At 58.6% G+C, this 21,841-nt stretch carries 14 protein-coding genes and 1 tRNA gene; 9 read left to right on the top strand and 6 right to left on the bottom strand.

Annotated elements, in window-relative coordinates; genetic code table 11:
- The first annotated feature begins 254 nt into the window (after positions 1 to 254).
- The 5 genes from C1719_RS14065 to C1719_RS14045 all read left to right on the top strand — a co-directional run bounded on the left by C1719_RS14065 (position 255) and on the right by C1719_RS14045 (position 5,980).
- The gene (locus C1719_RS14065) at positions 255 to 1,685 is read left to right on the top strand and encodes an efflux RND transporter periplasmic adaptor subunit (protein ID WP_245874552.1); all 1,431 of its coding nucleotides are present in this window, start codon (positions 255 to 257) and stop codon (positions 1,683 to 1,685) included.
- A 5-nt stretch (positions 1,686 to 1,690) separates the two neighbouring features.
- Positions 1,691 to 2,395 carry an ABC transporter ATP-binding protein gene (locus tag C1719_RS14060; protein ID WP_102375672.1) on the top strand — a complete coding sequence of 235 codons (705 nt, stop codon included), beginning with the start codon at positions 1,691 to 1,693 and terminating at the stop codon, positions 2,393 to 2,395.
- Positions 2,392 to 3,585, top strand: coding sequence for an ABC transporter permease (locus C1719_RS14055; protein WP_102375671.1), 1,194 nt, complete (start codon positions 2,392 to 2,394; stop codon positions 3,583 to 3,585). The genes C1719_RS14060 and C1719_RS14055 overlap by 4 nt, the downstream gene beginning before the upstream one ends.
- A gap of 114 nt (positions 3,586 to 3,699) precedes the next feature.
- Positions 3,700 to 4,464, top strand: a complete 765-nt coding sequence (gene yaaA, locus C1719_RS14050) for a peroxide stress protein YaaA (protein ID WP_102375670.1) — start codon at positions 3,700 to 3,702, stop codon at positions 4,462 to 4,464.
- A 181-nt stretch (positions 4,465 to 4,645) separates the two neighbouring features.
- Positions 4,646 to 5,980, top strand: a complete 1,335-nt coding sequence (locus C1719_RS14045) for a serpin family protein (RefSeq protein ID WP_245874547.1) — start codon at positions 4,646 to 4,648, stop codon at positions 5,978 to 5,980.
- 199 nt (positions 5,981 to 6,179) lie between these two features.
- Here the strand turns inward: C1719_RS14045 and C1719_RS14040 are convergent.
- Positions 6,180 to 6,263 (bottom strand) — tRNA-Leu (locus C1719_RS14040).
- A gap of 103 nt (positions 6,264 to 6,366) precedes the next feature.
- Between C1719_RS14040 and C1719_RS14035 the strand changes: the two genes are divergently transcribed.
- Positions 6,367 to 7,770 (top strand): Sapep family Mn(2+)-dependent dipeptidase, encoded by a 1,404-nt coding sequence (locus C1719_RS14035; RefSeq protein WP_102376098.1) that lies wholly within the window; start codon positions 6,367 to 6,369, stop codon positions 7,768 to 7,770.
- 128 nt (positions 7,771 to 7,898) lie between these two features.
- Positions 7,899 to 8,816, top strand: coding sequence for a tyrosine-protein phosphatase (locus C1719_RS14030; protein ID WP_102375669.1), 918 nt, complete (start codon positions 7,899 to 7,901; stop codon positions 8,814 to 8,816).
- Here C1719_RS14030 and C1719_RS14025 read toward each other — a convergent pair.
- Positions 8,767 to 11,175, bottom strand: coding sequence for a monovalent cation:proton antiporter family protein (locus C1719_RS14025; protein ID WP_102375668.1), 2,409 nt, complete (start codon positions 11,173 to 11,175; stop codon positions 8,767 to 8,769). The genes C1719_RS14030 and C1719_RS14025 overlap by 50 nt on opposite strands.
- A 26-nt stretch (positions 11,176 to 11,201) precedes the next feature.
- Positions 11,202 to 11,786: a MarR family winged helix-turn-helix transcriptional regulator gene (locus C1719_RS14020; protein WP_102375667.1), complete on the bottom strand. Its 585-nt coding sequence runs from the start codon at positions 11,784 to 11,786 to the stop codon at positions 11,202 to 11,204.
- A 692-nt stretch (positions 11,787 to 12,478) separates the two neighbouring features.
- Between C1719_RS14020 and C1719_RS14015 the strand changes: the two genes are divergently transcribed.
- Positions 12,479 to 13,090, top strand: a complete 612-nt coding sequence (locus C1719_RS14015; protein ID WP_102375666.1) for an acetate uptake transporter — start codon at positions 12,479 to 12,481, stop codon at positions 13,088 to 13,090.
- A 60-nt stretch (positions 13,091 to 13,150) separates the two neighbouring features.
- On the opposite strand, the gene C1719_RS14010 is transcribed toward C1719_RS14015, so the two are convergent.
- From C1719_RS14010 to C1719_RS14000, 3 genes are all read right to left on the bottom strand, one after another.
- Entirely contained in the window at positions 13,151 to 14,614 is a 1,464-nt protein-coding gene (locus tag C1719_RS14010) for a response regulator transcription factor (RefSeq protein ID WP_146007912.1), read from the bottom strand.
- A gap of 95 nt (positions 14,615 to 14,709) precedes the next feature.
- Positions 14,710 to 16,401: an FAD-dependent oxidoreductase gene (locus C1719_RS14005; RefSeq protein WP_102375664.1), complete on the bottom strand. Its 1,692-nt coding sequence runs from the start codon at positions 16,399 to 16,401 to the stop codon at positions 14,710 to 14,712.
- Between the two features lie 414 nt (positions 16,402 to 16,815).
- Entirely contained in the window at positions 16,816 to 18,708 is a 1,893-nt protein-coding gene (locus tag C1719_RS14000; RefSeq protein WP_102375663.1) for an MDR family MFS transporter, read from the bottom strand.
- Positions 18,709 to 19,009: 301 nt separating this feature from the next.
- Between C1719_RS14000 and C1719_RS16285 the strand changes: the two genes are divergently transcribed.
- Positions 19,010 to 21,172: an FIST N-terminal domain-containing protein gene (locus C1719_RS16285; RefSeq protein WP_102375662.1), complete on the top strand. Its 2,163-nt coding sequence runs from the start codon at positions 19,010 to 19,012 to the stop codon at positions 21,170 to 21,172.
- The last annotated feature ends 669 nt before the right edge of the window (positions 21,173 to 21,841 follow it).

The raw sequence follows: 21,841 nt of genomic DNA, 5'->3' as shown, positions 1-21,841 counted from the left end.
CCGCGAGGGGCTTTCTCGACTTCAGGCTCTTCCGATGCGACCAGACGACGGCTTGAAGGATGCGCGGGGCGCGAAGGGGCGCGGCGGAAACGGCAGCCGATTCGCTTGCGGATGGTTCGTTTTGATCGAGCTGCAATAAGATGGCGCGGGTCTACGGGGCGCCCTCGGCGACCTGCGCGCGATGATGACTGTTTTGTCACTGTACTTTCGCTGCTTCAACTCGTATGCTGGTTATACGAGAAGAGGAGGCTGCCGTGCCTAACGATGACAACGATCCGATTGATCCCCTGCACCCGAACCGGATGCAGGGGGCAGGGGGGTACGGATATCCTGCATACGATCCCCAGCTTCCTGCTGCGGTCGACGCCGATGCGTTGGCAGATATGCGTGCCTACAGCAGCTTACGCGAAAAGCGCAAGAAGGCGAAACGGAAGAAGGCCATTACGATCGCCGTTGCGTGCACCGTTGCGGTTCTTGCGGCAGCGGGTGGCCTAACATGGTATTTCTCATCGATGGCGGCCGGCCCCGCCGATGATATGCCCCTGCCGACTGCGTTTGTCGAGAAAGGAACGTTCTCCGATTCTGTTTCGGCTTCGGGAAAGCTGAAACCGGTTTCGTCGGTGAGCGCAACGCCCGAAGTCGACGGCTTGGTTGGCGAAGTGCTCGTCGCCGAGGGAGATGCGGTAACCGAAGGGCAGACGCTGTATACGATCGTCAACGACGATCTCGATAAGGCGATCGTGCAGGCGCAGCAGGGCATCGATGAGGCGCGTAACGGCGTTTCTCAAGCTCAGCTGGCTGTCGATGAAGCGTATCGATCCAAGCAGGCAGGCATCAACGCCGCCGCTGCCGCATCGCAAGCCGCTGAGGCGGCAGGAGAATCCGAGGCGGAGGCGCCTGCTTTCGACGTTGCGCAGGCCGATTCGGCCATCAGGCAGGCGGAGCTTTCGCTTGCAAGCGCCCAGACGGCTCTGTCGAATGCGCAATCGGCCTACGACGATGCGGTTGCGAGGGCCGAGAAGCGTACGGTTACGGCGGCCATCGACGGCAGCGTGGTCTCGGTGAACATCGAGCCGGGAAAGGCGCTGGCCAACGCGTCGGGCTCGGCATCGCCTATGCAGATAGCCGATCTTTCGCAGATGACCGTTTCGGTTGAAGTCAACGAGATCGACATCCTTAAGGTCGAGGCGGGGCAAGATGCCGTCCTCACGTTCTCGGCTATTCCCGATCTTGAGCTTGTTGGCACGGTGAGTCATATTGCCACGGTGGACACCGGATCGGCCGACGGCGCGAACATGGGTTACGGCGGAACGGTAACTTACAAAGTCGATCTGCTTATCGAGCAGCCTGATCCTCGGCTGAAGCCCGGCATGACGGCCAAGGCCTCGATCGAATCCCAAAAAATTGAAAATACGCTGATGGTTCCCGTGTCGGCTGTGCAGACCACCTCGGCAAACGAGGGGTTCGTGTACGTGGTCGATCCCGAGGATCCGACTAACATGCAGGAACGCGCCATTGAAATCGTCGCCTCGAACGGACTGACCATGGCTGTGAAGGGATCCATCGCCGAGGGCGACGAGATCATGCTTGTCGGCGACAGCGGAGGCGCTTCAATGGGTATGGGGATGGGCGCGGCGGGTTCGTCGGCTTCTGCCGATGTTGCCGTTGAAACGGTTGCGGGGTAGACGCCATGGCTCTGGTTCTCGAAGCGCGCGACGTTCACAAGATATACGAGGGCGCTTCGGGATTGACCCATGCGCTGCGAGGCGTTTCGTTCTCGGTTCGGCAGGGAGAGTTTTTGGCCATCATGGGACCTTCCGGCTCGGGTAAATCGACGCTCATGAACATCCTCGGATGCCTTGATACGCCGACGACGGGCTCGTATCTGCTCGAGGGAATCGATGTTGCGGCCTATAACGAAGACGAGCTTGCCGAAATACGTGCAACGCGCATCGGGTTCGTGTTCCAATCGTTCAACCTGCTGCCGCGTTCGACCGTATTGAGAAACGCCATGATGCCGCTCATGTACACAGCCTGTCCCAAAAAGGAGCGTGCAGAGCGCGCTCGCAGCGCTCTGCGCAGCGTCTACCTGAACGAAGATCTTTTCGATCATCGCAGCAACGAGCTTTCCGGCGGCCAGATGCAGCGCGTGGCTATTGCTCGCGCCCTTGTGAACGACCCGGCCTTGATCCTGGCAGACGAGCCCACGGGCAATCTCGATACGGCAACGGGCGAAATGGTGCTTGCGACGTTCAAGAGCCTGCGCGACCAGGGGAAAACTATCGTGCTCATCACGCACGAGCCCGATGTTGCCGCCCACGCCGATCGCATCATCCACATTCGCGACGGCAAGCTGGCCGAGCGCGACGGCTTCGAGCAGGGGGGCGCACGATGAAGCTCGGGGACCTTCTATACGAAACCTGGTATGCGCTTGCTGCGAACAAGGGCCGGTCGTTTCTCACCATCCTCGGCATCGTTATCGGCATTTCGGCGGTGATCGCGATGACCTCGCTCATAGGCGGCATCCAGAACACGCTCATGGGCGAGCTCGGATTCGCGCAGGCCCGTCAGGTCGCGATCAGCGTGAATTCTCCGCGTGAAATCACGTTCGACGATCTTGACGCGCTCGAGCAGATGATGCCCGATTACGAGTTCATCACGGGCTCGACCCAAATCGGAACGACGGTCGGCACGGCGACGACCACCGTTGAGAATTCGACGGTTTACTGCGTGAAGCCCGAGTACTTCGTCGCCAACGGATCGACGCTTGCGGCGGGCAGGTTCTTCACCGAAAGCGAGGAGAAAAGCGGCGCGCGCTACGTGCTGATCGACCAGAATTCCATCAAAGAGGTGTTCGGCAGCGCCGAAGCGCAGGCAATCGGTCAGACCATCCGCCTCGGCAACGACGATTACCAGGTTATCGGCGTGCTGCAATCTTCGACGCTCATGTCGTACGGCACTACGATCTACGTTCCGTTCTCAACGGCCGTGCAGCGCTTGGGTGCCATGGGGGGCTATATGCAGATCACCGGTTTCGTGCGCGAGGGTGCCGATATCGAAACGGTCGTTGCTGCGACCACATCGACGGTGGCGCGCTATTTCGGGCTTTCGGGCGAAGAGGACGTGTACGTGTTCTCGTTCGATTCGATCATCAAGGAGATGGAAACGACCATGGCGTCCTTCTCGTTGCTCATGGGGTCGGTGGCATCGATCTCCCTGTTCGTCGGCGGCGTGGGCATCATGAACATGATGCTGACCAATGTGACGGAGCGCATACGCGAGATCGGCCTGCGCAAATCGCTTGGAGCGCGCAGACGCGACATCACGAAGCAATTCTTGCTCGAAGCCATCATGCTCTGCGTGATCGGCGGTGTGATCGGCATCGTCATCGGACTGCTGGGCGCATGGGGGCTCGGTGCGGTGGTGGGCGCCATGCAACCGGGCATGACGGTCGTGCCCGCCGTCTCGCTTCCCGTGATTTTGGGCGCCGTGGGGGTTTGCGTGCTCATCGGCATCGTGTTCGGATACTATCCCGCGCGCCGCGCCGCCAAGCTCGATCCAGTGGAGTCGCTTCGCTACCAGTAGGGCGTCGTGCGCATTGGAGCGGACCGGGGCGTTTCGGGCGCCCTTCGTTCGGGTGCGCGGAATGTGGTATCGTGCTTCGCGAGTCTGTTCGAAAGACGACGATTCGGAGGCATCGTGAAGTTTATCGTGGCACCGGCGAAGAAGATGAACGTCGCTGACGATGTGTTTGCGTGGAAGGATCTTCCCCGGTTCGTCAGTCGCGCCGAAGAGCTGATGCATGCCATTCGGGAGCTGTCCTACGACGAGGCGCAAAAGCTCTGGAAAACAAGCGATGCCCTGACGAGCCTTAACTACGATCGCTTCCGTACGATGGATGTGCGGGGGAAGGCCTGCGCGCTTTCTCCGGCCGTGTTCTCCTACGAGGGCATTCAGTACCAGCACCTGGCGCCCTGCGTCATGGAGGAATCGCAGTTGGCTTACGTGCAGGAGCATCTGCGCATCCTTTCGGGATTCTACGGCATCTTGCGGCCGTTCGACGGCGTGGTGCCGTACCGACTTGAAATGCAGGCCAAACTTTCGGTGGGGGATTCGTCCGATGTGTACGGCTTTTGGGGCGACGAGCTGGCTCGCGCGCTTGCGGAAGAGACCGATTCGCTTGTGAATCTCGCGTCGGTTGAGTATGCCAAGGCGGTGCTCCCCTATGCCGGATCGCTTGGCGTGAAGGCGGTAACGTGCCTGTTCGGCCGCGTGCGCGAAGACGGCAGCCTTTTGCAGCGGGCGACGGCAGCGAAGGCCGCACGCGGTTCGATGGTTCGCTGGTGCGCTGAAAACGAAATCGCAACGCTGGGAGATCTGCGTGCGTTCGATGTGGCGGGCTATCGGTACCGTCCCGATCTTTCCGATGAGAATACGTTTATTTTCGAGGAAAGCAGAAGATAGTCCGACAGTTTCGACGGCTGGTTCGTATACGTAGCAGCAATGACGGCTGAGCAACGCGATCTCTCTGTTCGGCGGCTCATCGCTATACTGCAAAGACGACGCCGGCATGGCATGGGAGGCGATGCGGCGCGGAAGCGGAAGGCTCCGATGGGGCCGACCTGTGTTCGAAGGGAGCATGCGAATGAAACGACGTTTACTCGTGCTGGGGGCGATTGCCTGCGTTGCCGGCGCGCTTATGCTGGCTGCCTGCGCGGGGGGCGGGCAAAACGGACAGGGCGAAGCGCCATCCGGCGGGGTTCCTTCTTCGGAGGCGGATGCGCACGCCGTTGCAGTGCCGACGTTTCCCGAGACGCCCGATGAAGATGATGGCGAGGCATGGCTGAACACGCTCGACGAGAATCCGATCGACCCCGCGTTCGTCGAATCGCTTTCCGGGTTCTCGTACAAAACCGCCTCGGCGGTGCTGGGGAAGGAAACGGAGAACAGCACGTATTCGCCCATCAGCCTGTACTATGCGCTCGCCCTTGCCACGCAGGGGGCGGCGGGACAGACCGCCGATGAGATGAACGCGGTTTTGGGCGCTCCCGACCCGTCGGCGGTGCCGACCGAGCTGGGCAACCTGTTCCGCGTGCTGTACGGCGATCCGTTTTCGAAAATCGATCTCGCCAATTCCATCTGGATGCGCGAGGGCGACGAGTTCGAGCAGGGCTTCATCGACGTTGCTACGCGTCAGTTCTATGCGACGCCGTTTTCGGTCGAGTTCGGTACGGCCGATGCCGATGCCGCAATCGCCAACTGGATCGCCGCGAACACGAACGGCACGATCGAGCCCGAGGTGAATACAACGAGCGATCAGCTGCTTTCGATTATCAACACCGTGTATTTCAAGGGCAGCTGGTCGAACCAGTTCGACGCGTCAAACACCAAAGAAGACGTGTTCCACGGCATGCAAGGCGATGCGGCTGCCGAGTTCATGGTGCAGCGGATCGACAAGCCGCGCGAGTTCGTGCAGACCGACACCTACACGCGTGCGAGCCTTGATTTCGTCGGGGGAGCGACCATGTCGTTCGTGCTTCCCGCCGAAGGGGTGAGCACAACCGACATCCTTGCCGATGGGCAGCTGCTCGAAGATGCGTTTACCTCCGAAGCCGACGACTTCGGATACATCACCTACACAGTGCCCAAGACGACGTTCGATGCCTCTTTCGATCTGATTGCGCCGCTCGAAGAACTCGGCATGAAAACGCCGTTTTCCGATGAGGCGGATTTCTCGAACCTCACTTCGACGCCCGCTTACATTTCCCATATCAAGCAGGAGAGCTACATCATGTGGGATGAAAACGGCGCGGAGGCGAGCGCGTATACCGATATCGGCATTTCGGAGATGTCCGCTGCGCCCGATAACCTCAAGGAGATCGATTTCACGCTCGATCGCCCGTTCCTGTTCGAGATCCGCTCGTCCCAGGGCGTCCCGCTCTTCATTGGCGTGTGCGAGAACCCTGCAGCAAGCGCATAGCGCCGGCGCGCAACGGCGCGTTGCATCTCGGCAACAAAAGAGGCATGCGCGCAAAGCGCGACGCATAATAAGCAGCAGCCCCCGAGCGGGGCTGCTTGCATTCAAGCGGTTTCGAGGCGGTTTGAGGTAGAGACATGCTTCTGAACCAAGCGAACCCGCCGAGCGTTGACGTCTCGAACGGGTTCGTGCATGTGCGGTATGGTGCCCGAGGCGAGAGTCGAACTCGCACGTCTTTCGACAACGGTTTTTGAGACCGCCGCGTCTGCCATTCCGCCACTCGGGCGCAAGCAGAGATTATAGCGGAAGCGCGAGCTGCCGCCAAGAAGAATCGAGGTCTGCATGGTTTATTCCTTGCGATGTGCAGACAAATGCGACAGGAGGTCGGCATGGAGCATGAAGAGCTGGGCGCCAAAATCGATGCGTATATCGATGAGGTTTGGGAACAGGTCGTCGAGGACATCGACACGCTGGTGCGCATCCCGAGCACCGAGGATTTGGACAGCGCCGCACCAGGCGCACCGTATGGCCCCGGTCCTGCCGAGGCGTTGAAAGCGGGCGTCGCGCTCGCCGAAAAGCTCGGTTACGATGCGACGAACATGGATGGGCACATTGCCTTTGCCGATCTTCCCGGCAAGAGCGATACCCAGATCGGCATCATCGGCCATCTTGACGTTGTGCCCGCCGGTTCGGGCTGGAACTTCGAGCCGTTCCAGGTAACGCGCAAAGACGGCTACCTGATCGGTCGCGGCGTTCTCGATGACAAAGGCCCGAGCGTCGTTGCCATGTACGCCATGCACTTCTTTCCGAAGCACGGGATCGAGCTGCCCTATACGATCCGCATGATCATGGGCGGCAACGAGGAAAGCGGCATGCGCGACGTCGCGTACTATCGCGAGCACGTCGCCGATCCCGCTTTCGTGTTCACGCCCGATGCCGATTTCCCCGTGTGCTACGGCGAGAAAGGCGGGTTCGACGGCCGCTTTGAAAGCATGCCGATGGGCGGCGACGCCATGATCGTCGATTTCGGGGGAGGAAACGCGACCAACGCGGTTCCCTCTGAAGCCTATGCCATCGTGAAGGCCGATCCCTCAAAGCTTGCCGGCACCGATCGCATCACCGTATCCGATGCGAACGGCAATGCCCGACTCGACGCCCAAGGCATCGGCGGGCATGCCTCCAAGCCCGAAGGCACGATCAATGCGATCGGGCTCATTGTCGATTACCTGCTCGAGCACGATCTCTGCTCCGAAGACGAGCGGGCGTTTTTGCAGCTGCAGCACGATCTGCTTTCCGCATCCGACGGAAGCGGCGTGGGCGTGAAGACCTCCGACGAGCACTTCGGACCGCTCACGCTTATCGGCGGCACGGTTGAGAAGGACGGCGACCGCATCGTTCAGACGATCGACATTCGCTATCCCACTTCGATCACCTCCGACGAGCTTATCGAAAAGCTCGGTTCGCGCGCGAGGGAAATCGGCGCTGAGTTCGACAACACGCTTCTGATGGTGCCTTTCTTGGTGGAGCCCGATTCGCCGATGATCCAGGCGCTGCTCGATTCCTTCAACGACGCGACCGGCATGCATGAAAAGCCGTTTACGATCGGCGGCGGCACCTACGCACGCGAATTCACTTCAGGCGCGAGCTTCGGGCCGAACATGCCTTGGCTCGATCATCCCGATTGGATTGCAGGCGAGCACAGTGCAAACGAAGGCGTGAGCGAGGACATGCTCAAAACGGCGCTCAAGATCTACATCCTCACGATAGACAGGCTCATGAAGCTTGATTTTTGATAGCGGGCTTTAGTACGCGCCGGGTCGGCTGGGTTTTGCCGGCTGTCTCGGCGCGTGTTTTGCTTTGTACCGATGGCGCAGGTTGTTTGCAGTGCAAACGGCGCTGCCGTAACGAGAAGGGACTGCCGATGGACCGGATACCGACGATGGAAGGCATCGAGTTCGAAGAAGACGCTTTGCCCGATGGGGCGCTCGTCGATGATGACGGCCATATCGAGCTCGAGGGCCTTTCGAACACACGCGATCTTGGCGGAATGAAAACCCAAGATGGCCGGGCGATCAGGCGCAAGATGCTCATACGTTCGGGAGCCCTTGCCAGTGCGACCGAACATGATGCCGCCGCCCTCATCGACGAGTATCGGCTTGCGAAGGTCATCGACCTGAGGACCGAGGAAGAGCGCCTCAAGAGCCCTGATCCCGAAGACCTGTTCGAAGGCGTCGAGTTTCTCGATATTCCGATTCTCAATACCCAGGCGCTCGGCATCACGCGAGAGGGCGGTGTCAAAGGGCTGCTCAAGGCAATGAAGGCGATCGATTCCGATCCAGCTGGGCTGATGATCGAGATCTATCCGAGCATGCTGCTCGATGAGACGAGCGCTCGCGGGTACGCGCGGTTTTTCGACGAGCTCCTTAAGGGCGAGCCATCCGTTGGCGGCGATTCTGTCGAAGGCGACGATGCGGGCGCGCGTCCAGGTTCGGTGCTGTGGCATTGTTCGGCGGGGAAAGACCGAGCCGGCCTTGCGGCTGTTCTGCTGCTCCACGTGCTCGGCGTGTCCCGCGAGCTGATCGTCGCCGATTACCTTGCAACCAACAAGTACATGGAGTCGCGCACCCAAGAGATCCTCGACTCGCTTTCTTCGTACGGTTTGGCGGGCAAGCTCGATGAAGGCGTGCGCGTGCTCAATTCGGCCGACGAGCGCTTTCTGCAAGCGGCGCTTTCGGCGGTCGAAGAGCGCTACGGGAGCCTTGACGCGTATCTGAGCGAAGCGCTTGGCATCACCCCCGAGAAAGCGGAAGCGCTGCGGACAAGGTTTCTCGAAGGGTAGCATCTGCTTCGATCTCGTCTATCTTCTCGACGAGAGGTTGCGACAGCTCGTTGTCGGCGAGCACCCATACGCGATCGCCCGATGAGAAGCGGGTGTTGCGGCTGGGCTTTATCTTCACGAGCGCATTGTGCTCGATGGCGATTACAAGCGAACCATAGGTGCCCCTGAGGTCAACCGAGGCGATGGTTCGCCCCCTGAATTCCGAGGCTGCGGGGCCGATGGCGAACGAGAGGCAGGACGCGTCGATTTTCGCCTTTCCGCTTGCGAGGTAATCGTCGAGCGTGATGCTCGCGGCTTCGGCTTCATCGTCGATCAGATCTTCCTTGAGCAGCTTTTGAAGATAGGCGTCAACTTCATCCTCTGCGCCCAAGAAGGTCAGAAGGTCTCCTTTTCGAATACCGAGTTCGTCGTTCGGATCGCTGATCCGTCGGCGCAAGTCTTCCTTTGTGAGCGTGGGAAGGTCTTTCGATCCGACCATCTTGCCATCGCGCTCGATGGCGATGAGATCGAGGTTGTATGCGAGTCCGAACAGGTAGTCGGCAGAGCGCTCGGTTCCTCCTCGCATGAGCGTTTTGGTCGTTTCGACTTCCACGACATAGAGTTGGCGTTCCACCCACGAAGCCCGTTCTTCGTCATCCAGCTCAGCCTGGCGTTCGGCGAGGATGCTTTCGTTGAGATTTCCGATGAAGCTCGCTTCAAGCTTGAGGAACCCCGAATGGATTCGCTGGGAGCGGGCGAGGACGAACGTCAGGGCGAAAGCGAGCACGAAGAAAAGGGGCGTGCGCGCTCCCCCGAGCAGAAAGACGATGTACATCACCATGCCGCATGAGACGATGATCCCGATCACAGCGAGAGCGAGCAGGGGAGCATGGTTCTTTTTGCTCTCGACCCAAAGAATCCAGAATTCTCCTTTCCGTCCGCTGTAAAACAGGTTCGACATGAAGATGCCCGTTATGAGAATGCCGATTGCAGACAAGCCGATGCTCAACGCGGGTTCGAGAACGAATCCCGAAAGCATCGGCTTCGCCACGTTGGAGAGAAGCTCGCCCGACGCCACAGCGGCGATCACGACTAGAGCCACCTTCATGCCCCATCGCTTGAGGTAGTCGATCCAGACGTTGCCGTCCTTCTCGTCGGCCGCTTTTTCCTCCCGCCTCTCAAGCCGATCGAGCAACGTTTGCGGCAATACGCGCACAAGCAGACGGTAGACCCTCTCGGAGTTCTTGATATAAAACGGCGTGGTGAGCGTTGTGATGACCGATACCGCTACGATGACGGGATAAAGGAAATCAGCCGTAACGCCGAGCGATACGCCGAGGGCGGCGATGATGAACGAGAACTCGCCGATCTGCGAGAGGCTCAACCCCGTCTTGGTGGACGTTTTGAGCGATTGCCCCGACAGCAGTGCGCCAAGCCCGCTGAAGATCGGTTTTCCGATGAGCGTCACGAGCGTGATGGCGATGATGGGGCCGATGTTCTGGACGATCATCGCCGGCGAGACGAGCATGCCGACCGAAACGAAGAACACGGCGCCGAACAGATCTTTGATCGGTTTGAACAGCTCTTCGATGCGGTGCGCACGCACGGTTCCCGCAAGGATGGAGCCGGCGAGAAACGCGCCGAGGGCAGCCGAGAATCCGATGGCGTTGGCGAGCACGACCATGCACAGGCAAAGCGCTATCGATACGATGAGCAGGATCTCGTCGTTGAGCGCTTGGGCAACTTTCTTGAGAACGGTTGGAACGATGATGATGCTCAAAACGAACCAGACGATCAGGTAGAGGGCCATCTGGCTGATTTTGAGGGCGACTTCGCCGCCATCGACAGCCGAGCCGACGGCGATGGTCGAAAGGAATACCATGAGGAAGATTCCCACGATGTCCTCGATGACAAGCGCGCCGAATACAAGTTCGGTGAATTTCTTCCCTTTGAGTCCGAGCTCGTCGAACGCCTTCACGATGATGGTGGTCGAGGAGATTGCGAGCATGCCGCCGAGGAAAAGGCTCGTATAGAACGACCAGCCGAGCAGGGTTCCGCATGCCACGCCTGCTGCGATCATGAGGGCCATTTCAACGAGGGCGGTGATGATCGCCGGCTTGCCCACCGTTGAAAGTTTGACGATGCTGAATTCGAGTCCAAGGCCGAACATGAGGAAGATCACGCCGATTTCCGACCAGGTTGAGATGTTTTCGGTGTCGGATATGTTGGGAAGCCAGCCTATGGCGGGGCTGATGAGGAAGCCCGCGATAACGTAGCCGAGTACGAGGGGCTGTTTGAGTTTCTTGCAGACGATGGTGACCACAGCGGCCACGGTCAGAAGCAGTGCGAGGTCGGCGACGAGTTGGGGGATATGCTCCATGCGGGTTCCTTCGGTTCGAATTTCGATTACGGTTTGCGATTGCGTGCTGCTGTGCTGGGGGATTCGCTTACGGCGACAGCGGCTGCGGCGGTCGACGCGGCGCTTGCCGCGGCCGATTGCCCGGATGCGTCTGGTGCTTGCTCGGCAAGGAGGCTTGCCGCCTCGCTCGTATCGTCGGTGCGGACGGCGCGAGCGAGCTTCCGCAAAATGCGTATGAGCGTTTCGGCGTCGTCGCGCCCGAGTGCTTCGAGTACCGAAACCGCGCGTTTTTTCATGTGCGCCGACAGATCGGTCGCATAGACGTGGCCTTCTTCGGTGAGCGTGATGACGGCTTTTCTGCGGTTCGAGGGGACGACCGTCCGATCGATAAGGCTTTTCTCCTCAAGGCGACGCAAGATGTTTGCCATGCGTCCCGTTGTGATCCCCATGGCTTGGCTCATTTCGCCTGCTGAAAGCCCTGAATCGGACTTGAGCAGCAGGAGCATGGCATGGCCTTCTCCATGGTTGAGCAGATCGAACGCTTCGCTCTGCGAGGCCATCGTCTTCAGCGCCTCGAGCCAATCGGGTATGAGGTCGGCGAAGCGGTTTTCGAGTTCGGTTTCTGAATCCATGTTGTTTCCTGAAATCTTCTAGTAAAAGCTTTCACTAAAAGATATCAAAAAGGAGACATGTATCGCCGAGAGATCACAAAACATGCACAAGCGGTTTCCAGGCCAAGCCCAATGAGAGCTCGGGTTGGGTAGGGGTTGAGATTGGGCCTCGGCGAGGATCCGGGTTGCTCGAAGGCCCCGGGCGGCCCCGACGGCACCGATGGCCCCCGGGTTGCCCGGAGACCCCAGTGGCGGCAGACGGAGCTCAAATTGCACAAAAATCGCCAGATTACTACATCGTTCGGGTTCGAAAGCGCTCCGAAACTCTGGGTATCGGTTGAAGAGAAGCTGTTTCCCCAGTTCACGCCAATTGCCTGGAATTGTTCAGCATGGAACGGCGTGCGGGCATGTATGAATCTGGCAAAAAACGAGCAAAATCATCGATCGGGGGTTCCCGTCGGCGTCCGGGTGACGAGCGTGCCGCGGCCGGGCGGGGGTTCCCATCGGCGAGCGTGCGGCGGCCGATCGAAGGTTCCCGTCGACGTTCGGGCGGCAAGTGCGCGGCGGTCGATCGAAAAACGCTCGAAACCCTCACCGACAATTCGGCACGCTTGTTGACAAAATTGGTATCGTCATACTTTTTTGGGAGAAAGCCAGTATCATGACGGGAACTTTTTTGACAAATTTACTATGGATTACGATGGGGGCACGCGATGAGCGATGAAAAGACGCAATCCGTTGATCGGCTGGCAGACCCGAGCGCGCTCGGCTTGTTCGGGCTGGCGGTTATCACGCTGGTGGCATGCACGCAGAAGTTCGGCATAACCGACGGGGTGACGGGAGTGATGAGCTGGGCGATATTCCTCGGGGGGTGCATGCAACTCATCGCAGGGGTCTTCGATTTCAAGAAGAACAACGTGTTCGGAGGCACGGCGTTTATCGCCTACGGGTTCTTCTGGTGCGCAATGGCGTTTTCGTGGGCGGTGGCGAGCGGGATATTCGGGGAGCAAGCGGCTGCGGCGTTCGATCCGAAGCAGACGGGCGTGGCGTTTCTCGCGTACCTGATTCTGACGGCGTTCATGACGATCGGAGCGCTGCGCACGACGAAGGTGCTGTTCCTCATTTTCCTTGCAATCGATTTCCTGTTCATCGGCCTCGCGTTGAGTTCGTTCGGCATTGCTGCGGAAGCCACCCATATGCTCGCTGCGGTAAGCGAGCTCGTCATCTCGCTTCTGAGCTTCTACGGTGCGGGCGCAAACGTGCTCAACCGTCATTTCGGCGAGGAATTCCTTCCGCTGGGAAAAGCGTTCTGGGCTAAAGGATAGGCATCCCGTCCCAATCGCGCGCTCGCGGCGATCGGCTCCGAGGAACCCTCGCAGCCGGCGTTAGTCGCGCTCGGCGTCGTTGGGCGGATTGCCGCCGGCATGCGATTCGATGAAGTCGAGCAGCTCTTGGCGATTATGGACGTCGAGCTTGCGGTAGATGTGGTTGACATGAGTCGCCACGGTGCTGTTGGCTACGACGAGCTTTCTGGCAATGTAGGCCACAGTTCTGCCTACCTTGAGAAGCTCGAGCACTTCGAGCTCTCGGTCTGAAAGACCGTAGGCTTCGGCGATTGTGCGAAGGGATTCGGCATCGGCAGGCTTCCCGTCAGGCGTTTCGGAGGATGAGCTTGCTTGGTCGGGGAAGTTTTGGTGTCCCTTCATAACGCTGAACGCCGAGGCGGCAAGAAGCAGGAGAAGGACGAACAGAGAAATCGAAAGCGATTGGTCGGACGTTATGCCGTGCCATGACCCGATGGCGAAACCGCAAAGCGCACCCAAGCAGGCGATGCCCCTGCCGAAGCTGAAAACCCTGTATGGGGATGAAGACGGCTGTTTGGCTATATGGGCAACCATGATCCACGTTACGATATCGACGCATCGAACGCCCGCGCTGATAAGCGCGAGTTCGAGCGATTGGTTGTTTGACCCGAATAGCGAGAGCACGAAGATTCCCAGCGTGATGAACGGCAGTGCGATCGTCATTGCTATGCCGAGATAAGATTCTTTTCGCAATGCAACGACCAGCATGAGCGTTGCCGCCATGGGGATGAGGCTCACGATTGCCATGTAGTAGAAAGAGCTGAAGCTTGCGGCGGCTGCGGAAGGCAGGAAGAGCATCCTGAATACCCCGAACGAAGCGCCGAAGAGCACCATCAGGACGACGAGGTTTGCGGGAAGCGGAATGCCCCGTTTCGTCTTGACGGCAGGCTGGCTGCGCGGTTTCTCGTCGCTTGTTTCCGAATCGCTCTTGATGAGGAGGAGACCCGAAACAAGCGGAAGGAGCGCTACGAGCCAAACGCTGATCGGTCCTTTATCGAGTATGAGAAACGATACAAGGAGGGCGAATGTGAACGAAGACGCCGACACTATCCCGATTGCAGCTCCGGATAGTTTGGTGAAATAACATGTGCCCCAGAATATCTGCAGAAGCGATAGCGAAATGCCGATTGCCACACCGGCCGTTACCAGCGCGAAATCGGGCGAGATGCCGAGGTATTCAAGGTTGGATATTGCTGCCGTGCAGAGAGCGAGGGCGCATGCCGAGGCGAGGATTGCCGTGCGCCTCGTTCGCTTTCGCGGGGTTCTCCGTATGCTGAACGAAAGGGAGAAGGATAGTATCGCGCCCGATAAAACGGAGGCGAGATTGAGGCTCGACGTGGGAATTTGGAGGCTGGTGAGCTCTCCGGAGAACAGCAGGGGACTGTTGAGCGCTGCCAGAAGCCAAGCCCACCAGCAGCCGAACCCGATAATCCCCAGCGGATTCTTTGCGATGTTCGATGCGATCACGGATCTATTGGTGCTCAATGAGGTTTCGACTCCCTTGCCATTGGAATAGCACCATTATAGCCCTTGGGCCGACAGGACGTTTGCCTGGGCGGCCCAAGGGAGGTCGGGATCGTTTACACGAGCGTATCCGAAGCGAGAGCTTTGCCGACCAGCCAGCCAAAGGTCATGCCTCGGCCATGGCTGATTCCGGAAAAGATCATCGGATAGGAGTCCGTGAAGAAGTTGCCTTGAACGTTTCCGATCGCGTAGAGTCCCTCGATCGGCTTGTCGTCGCCGTCGCAGACCCTGCTGTGGCTGTCGACGTTCACGCCAAACGGAACAACCAGCACGGCTACCTTTATCTTCGAGGCGTAAAACGGTGGCGTTTCGACGGTGGTGAGGTAGTTCGAGGGCTTGCCGAATTGAGTATCCGTTCCGCTTTCGCACAGACCGTTGTATTCGTCGACAGTTTTAAGGAAAGCGTCCCCATCGGCCTCGATTTGCCTCGCTAAATCCTCAAGCGTGTCTGCCTTGAAGAACACCTTCTCTTCGATTCCTTTCGTCATCCAATCCTCGAGGCCTTCGTATCCCTCGTTAACGCCGTACAGGTCGCCGAGGTATTCGATGCCGTTTCTGTTGGCGCCATCCGGAGCATGCGAGAGAAGCTTCGTCGCGTAGTCGTTGTCGAAGATCGAATAACCCGCCGATTCGGGCTGCTGCATGGTCGAAAAGCAGATGGACGGCCCCCCTGAGTTTTCTGCAAAATACCGCTCACCATGCTTGTTGACCGCGAGCCAGCCGAGTACGCCATCGCTTGCGAGCGGTCCGCCGCTTGCTTTCGTGGATGGCAGCGCCATGGCTGCCGCAGTGGTTTTTTGCAGCGCACCGCCAACCCAGCATGCCATGTTGATTCCATCGCCCGTGTTTCCTCCGAAGGGGGTGTAAAGCCTGTTTTCGCACGAAGCGACAAGGGGAGCGAATTCCTGCATCATCTCATCGTTTCCCGAGATGTCCCCCGTTGCGAGCACCACGCCTTTTGCAGCATTGATTTGGATGTATCCATCCGCCGTAGAGGCGACCACTCCGGTTACGGGTCCTTCTTCGTTTCGAATGAGCTGCTCGGCTTTCGTGCTGTACCTGATGTCGGCGCCTTCGTCTTTCGCCCAGGTCTCGATGAACCGGAGGAGTCGATGCTGAATGCCTTCGCCGTCTTCGGTTACCTGCGTGGCGCCGAAGTCGATCGAGACGGGGTATTCGCGGATGCAGACGTTGTCCGAATCCATATTCGAGCCTTTGTTCGTCGCTATGTCGGTTACGCCTTCGGCCGCCATGCGCTCTATGTAGTAATCCATGGGCTCGGCGCTGTGGTTGAGCCATGTATTGAGCAGGCTGACGTTCGTGCGGCAGCCGGTCAGCTGCAGCCAGTCCCGTTGCATTCTGGCTGTGTCGAACGAAAGTCCCAGATCTTTCTGGTGAGCACAGCCGACGGCTCCGTTGTCATGCCCTCGTGCGGAGAACGTGTCCATCTTCTCGATAAGCACCGTTTCAGCTCCGTTCATGGCGGCGGAGTGGGCGCATACGAGCCCGGCGATACCGGCTCCGATAACGACGACGTCGCAATCAAGCGTCTCTTTGATCTGGTCGCTGGGGATGGGATCGGGCGTCTGCTCCCAAGACCTTTTAGACGGCTCCGAACCGGCCGGCTGGGTCTGATCGCCCGCGCTCAGGCCGGTGCAGCCCGAAAGGCCGACCGAGGTGGCTGCCAAAGCCGAAGCTGCCGCAATTCCCAGAAAACTTCTTCTATCCAACGTATGTTTTGCTTCCATGACTGATCCCTCCTAGATCGTTGCAAACCGCATATGCGGAAAACTCGATAGGATCTTATGCTTTCGTGCAGAATTGCGAATCCTTCATAACCGTTGAAAGAGGGAAGGGGATCGGATTTCGGCATCCATTGTTTTCGTGGATACGCCGGATTTCGACCGAAGACTAGCTCTTGCGGATTCGAAAAGCGAAGCGAATCGTTCAGATAGCTCCGAGCGTAGTTCTCAGGGAGTTTTGCGAGGTGCGTTTAACCGCGCTATCTGAACCGGAGCCGTCTTCACAGCATGCCATGAAGCGCTCGAACGGGGCCTGCTCCCGATCGGTGGTAGGATTCGAGGCATATCCCCAGACATGGCAGGTGGCGTTTCTGAAGGAACCTGGGGCGCGGCCAGCGCTCGCCCCAGGTTCCTCGAGCTCTAGGAAGGCAGTTCGCTTTCGAGGTACGATTTCATCGAATACTGCGTGACGTCCGAACGGTTGATGACGCCGACGATTTGCCCGTCGTCGAGCACGGGCACCTTTTTGAGATGGTTTTCGCCGAGCACGCGGCAGACTTCGGGCAAATCGGCGTGGATGTCGACACCGATGATTCCCTTGGCGCCGATGTCCTTCGCACGCATCTGCATAAGTTCGCGCAGCTTGTCATCGAAGCCGGTGCTGTCGCGTCCCATCTGCATGATCATGACCACGGGATCAACGTACATCTGGCTGCGCTTTGAGAGATGGCGCATGATATCGCCGTCTGAAACGAAGCCGACCGCATTGCCTGCGGTATCGACGAGCGGCGCCGCGCTGATGTGCTTGTCGACGAGCAGGCGCATTGCATCGATGACGGTCGCGTCGGCGTCGAGCACGTAAACATCGCGCTTCATGATGCTCTCGAGCACGGTGCGGCGTGCGTTGTCGACGTCGGTCTTGGCGGTTTCGCCGGGCTTGTCCTTCACGAACGCGATCGTGAGGCCAAGACCCAGCACGCAAAGGACGCCGGCTGCGGCGAACGCCATGTTGATGCCGAAGATGCTCGCATGCACGGTATCCATCGTTGCGCCGCCGGCATTGGTGGCTATCGTCATGATGGATACGAGTACGGCGGTGCCGAGCGAGCCCGCCACTTGCCGGAACGTGTTGTTGACCGAGGTGCCGTGGTTGATGAGCGTGTTGTCGAGCGCGTTCATGGCCCAGGTGGTGATGGGCATGTTGACGAGTGCGAGCGAGAACAGGCGGATGGTGTAGAGGATGGTCAGGTAGACGATCCCCGTGTTGTCGCCGAGAAACGCCATGGCAAACGTGGTTATCGTGAGCATCGATAGGCCGACGAGGCTCAGCACGCGCGGCCCGTGCTTGTCGAACAGGCGACCGGCGATCGGTCCCATGGCGCCCATGACGATCGCGCCGGGAAGAATGACGAGGCCCGAAATGGTCGCCGAATAGCCGAGCAGCGATTGCAGGTAGATGGGCAGCAGGATGCCCGCAGCCAGAAGCGATGCCTGCACGAGCATGCCGATGATGGTGCCGATGAGAAATTTGCGGTTGGCGAGTACGCGCACCTGCAGCATCGGCGTCTCCATCTTCAGCTGGCGGCGGAAGAAGTAGATAAGCGATACGATGCCGATGACGGTAGCGGCGGCGGCCTGCACGCTGATGCCGTACGAGCCGATCACGCTGAATCCGTAGAGCAGGCATCCGAAGCCGAGCGAAGATGAAACGACAGAGGGCTTGTCGAGCGAGGTTTGCTTGTCGGGTGCAGGCGTGCGTTCGAGCACGAACAGCGAGCATATGATGACGAGAGCCGAAAGCCCTGCGATGATGAAAAACATGTCATGCCAGCTCGCGTTGTCGATGATAAGGCCGGCGACGGTCGGCCCGATGGCGGGCGCGAAAGCGATGACCACGCCGAACAGCCCCATTGCGCTTCCGCGCTTATCGACGGGGAAGGTGAGCATGAGCACGGTCATGACCATCGGCATGAGGATGCCCGCACCCGCCGCCTGCAGAAGGCGGCCTGCGAGCAGCACGGGAAACGACGGGCCCCAGCCGGCGAGCAGGCTGCCTGCGGTGAAAATGCCCATGGCGACCACGAACAGGTTGCGGGTTGAATAGCGGTCGGTCAGATATGCCGTGATGGGGATCATGATGGCGTTGACGAGTGTGAAGCCCGTCGTAAGCCACTGCGCGGTGGCGGCATCGACGCTCATCTCCGCCATGACGGAAGGCAGCGCCGGCGTGACGACGGTTTGATTGAGAACGGTGACGAAGGTGCCGAACATCAATACGGCCAACATCATAATCTGCTTACGGCTTAGTCCCATACGTGCTCCTTAGTGCTTTGCTGAGTGCGAGGGCGATCTTCGGCCATAAGAAAAGGCGCTTGCGCGCCCGGTGCCGGTAATCCCCCGTACAACCTGTATCCATTTCTGTGCAACCATTTAATACTACGCTGCAAATAATGTGAGCATGTGAATTAGGTATGGTTGTTTTGGGGTGAAGACGATTGCGTTCGTCTGAACAATGCTTATCATAAAACATTAAGAACTTACCAATCAAGCAGCATGCGTTTTCGGCGCGACCGGCGTGCAGGCGGTCCTCGTCGGTTTTGAGGAGGGTGCGACAATGCGGGTATGTGTTGGCTATAGCGATTTGCCTGACAGCCATGCGGCGGGATGCGAGGCGGCGCTCGCCTCTAAGGCCGATGCCGGGCGGCGGGAGCCATGCGATATGGTGCTTGTGTTCTGCACCGTTCGGCATCGCGTGGAAACGTTGAGGGAAGCGGTTGCATCGGTCGTGGGCGACGGCGTTCCGATTTACGGCGGCGGCTCTGCGGGGATCATCACCAACGAGCGGTTCGGCTATGCGGGAAACCAGGTTGGTGTGGCATGCGTGTGGCTCGACGATGCCCGCTGCGAGGTCTGCGCGGTACCCGATTTGGCGCAGGGGGAGCGGCAGGCGGGTGCACGGTTGGGTGATCGGTTGCGCGAGGCGGGAATCGGTGCCGACGATTCGATCGTGCTTTTCTACGATGCCGTCGACGATTCGGGGCCCGAGAAGCGTCTGCTCATGGCAACGTGGATTATCGAGGGGATGCGCGAGCAGCTTGGCTTTCTTCCCCATATGGCGGGGGCGGGGCTTCTGGGCGATCATGTATGCAACCCGGTCACGCAGCTGCTCGGTTTCGAAACGGGACGGTCCCATGCGCTCGCATTCTCTTTCTCGAACGACATTCGCATCGATGCGACCATCATGCACGGTTGCCGTCCTGCTTCGGAATGCTATACGGTGACGAAGTCCGACGGCCCGACGATACTCGAGATCGACGGCGTGGCGGCGCTCGATTTCATGGACGGGCTTTTGGGTCCGGGGCTCGCCGTCGAGCAATACCCGCTTTTCCTGTTGTTCGGCGTGAACCACGGCGAAAGCTGGACTTCCTTCGGCGAAGCGGATTACGCGAGCCGGATGTGCTTCGGCATCGATCGGCGTCGGCGTGGCATCGTGATGTTCGAGCCCGATATGGTTGCCGGTACGCGGTTCCAGATAATGCGCAGGTCGCTTGAGCTCGATTACGTGAAACCGAAAATCGACGAGGCGTTCGACAACCTCGATGGCTGCGAGCCGGTATTCGCCCTGTACCTCAACTGCGCAGGACGGTGCGCGGGTTACGGGGGCACCGATATGGAAGACGCCCTTGCAGTTCAGGAGGCCCTGCGTGGCCGCGTGCCGCTGCTCGGCCTGTATACGGGCGTCGAGATCGCTCCGCTCGGCGGCGAGCCGCGGGGCCTCGATTGGACGGGTGTGTTCTGCCTGTTCTCGAAACGCATGGGACAATCGGGTGAAAAGCGGCGGTCCGATGTGGCGCGCATGTCTTCCGTTCAGGGTTTTTCGCAGGGGCCCGAAGAGATTTTGTCCCATGACGCGCTGAGGTTGCTGTGCGAGCAAAACGTCGCAAAGATACTGCAGCTCGATGCCCAATCCATCGTAGTGCGCTACGAACTCGAGCGCAAGCGGCGCGGTTTTCTCCTGCTGTCCGAACTGATGGCCTTGCTGCGGGAAGAGGAGTGCGACGAAGACGTCATCGCAACCGTCGCACAGCGCATCAACGCTGCGCTGAACATGCAGAAGACGGTCGTTCTCGAGCCCGCGGCAGATGGGGTTTTCGAGCCGATCGTGCTGCAGGGCTATTCGGACGTCGAGCGAGCGGCGCTTGCGGGGGCGTCGATAACGCTTCCCGATGAGATGGCGTCGATCGAACGCTCGGTGCTCGTCAACGAAGGCGAAGGGAGCGAGCGCTTCTCCGACATCTGCCGAACATTGCGGCTTCCCTCGTTCGTCTCGGCTCCCATCACGCAAGACGGCGCGCTGGCCTACGTGCTCGTAACGGGGCGAACGGTCGTGCAGCCGCCGTTCTTCTCTCCGTTGAGTGCGGGTGACGAGGAAACGATCCAGGTCGTAGCCGCACTCGTTTCATCGTTTTTGCTGAGGCGCAGCCTGGAGGAGGCAGAGGATCGAGCGCTCGCCATGATGGATGCGACGCCCCTGTGCGCGAATTTCTGGGACGAGGATTTCAACAACATAGATTGCAACGCCGAAGCGGTGAACCTGTTCGATTTGACGTGCAAACAAGGCAGGGCGGCTTTCAGCCTGTCCACCATGACCGCATTGACAACGGTTTCTGCAATGTCCACCGCTTCATCAGTGATAAAGTCCAGAGGATTCCCCTCGCTGTCCGTAAATCCGTCGAGAGATAGCAGTCTATTCTTTGTATCTAATTTTTGCAGATAACGCCACCGTTCCTTGTCACGGTAGAAGTCTGTGTATTGCTCCCTCACGACTTCAAGCAGACAGCCTTGAATGGGGATAAACAGCTTGTCCATATAGGTCTGGTCGGATTCCCTGCAACGGCAGAACTCCGTGTAGGATAATTCCACATAGCCGCCACTTTCTCTGATATATACCTTTCTTGGTGCATATTTCACCATAAATACCTCCCATCTGAATTTTTGAAATGTAAAAAATCCAGATGGAGAGGCGGAGAACGACACCGCATATCAGAAACAGCCCTACGGCACTTTCCAACAAAAATCGACAAAAGAAAAACCGCAAAGGCTCTGTGACCTTTACGGTTATAGGAAATAGTAATTCTATTGTATGGAGATTGTACTTCTACTTTCAAGGTGAGAAGTACCGTTGCACTGGCAGAAATTTTTTTAACTGGTTTCCTGCCGTTCTCTGATATGCTATGTATTGATAAATTTTGCTTCGTATGAGCAGATAGATAACTGCCCGAAAAAAGGACATAAAAAAATCCCTCCAAATTTAAAAACAAATTCAGAGGGTAATTTAGGGTATAACAAAATAACCCACCCGAATATCGTTTTTTTTATTTGGTGAGTTTGTTCTTTCAAATACGAAACAAAAAGAGCCGATGATTCGTGAATTGTTCCACAATTT

Source organism: Raoultibacter massiliensis, from assembly GCF_900199545.1.
GTDB classification, from domain to species: Bacteria; Actinomycetota; Coriobacteriia; order Coriobacteriales; family Eggerthellaceae; genus Raoultibacter; species Raoultibacter massiliensis.
Note: the sequence above shows the minus strand (reverse complement) of the source record. Positions and strands in the feature narration are given on the sequence as shown.

Bases quoted from the DNA above. Each gene is read 5' to 3' on its own strand.
- C1719_RS14060 (WP_102375672.1), top strand. From the start codon at position 1,691: ATGGCTCTGGTTCTCGAAGCGCGCGACGTTCACAAGATATACGAGGGC.
- C1719_RS14055 (WP_102375671.1), top strand. From the start codon at position 2,392: ATGAAGCTCGGGGACCTTCTATACGAAACCTGGTATGCGCTTGCTGCG.
- C1719_RS14045 (WP_245874547.1), top strand. From the start codon at position 4,646: ATGAAACGACGTTTACTCGTGCTGGGGGCGATTGCCTGCGTTGCCGGC.
- C1719_RS14035 (WP_102376098.1), top strand. From the start codon at position 6,367: ATGGAGCATGAAGAGCTGGGCGCCAAAATCGATGCGTATATCGATGAG.
- C1719_RS14030 (WP_102375669.1), top strand. From the start codon at position 7,899: ATGGACCGGATACCGACGATGGAAGGCATCGAGTTCGAAGAAGACGCT.
- C1719_RS14025 (WP_102375668.1), bottom strand. From the start codon at position 11,175: ATGGAGCATATCCCCCAACTCGTCGCCGACCTCGCACTGCTTCTGACC.
- C1719_RS14020 (WP_102375667.1), bottom strand. From the start codon at position 11,786: ATGGATTCAGAAACCGAACTCGAAAACCGCTTCGCCGACCTCATACCC.
- C1719_RS14015 (WP_102375666.1), top strand. From the start codon at position 12,479: ATGAGCGATGAAAAGACGCAATCCGTTGATCGGCTGGCAGACCCGAGC.
- C1719_RS14005 (WP_102375664.1), bottom strand. From the start codon at position 16,401: ATGGAAGCAAAACATACGTTGGATAGAAGAAGTTTTCTGGGAATTGCG.
- C1719_RS14000 (WP_102375663.1), bottom strand. From the start codon at position 18,708: ATGGGACTAAGCCGTAAGCAGATTATGATGTTGGCCGTATTGATGTTC.
- C1719_RS16285 (WP_102375662.1), top strand. From the start codon at position 19,010: ATGCGGGTATGTGTTGGCTATAGCGATTTGCCTGACAGCCATGCGGCG.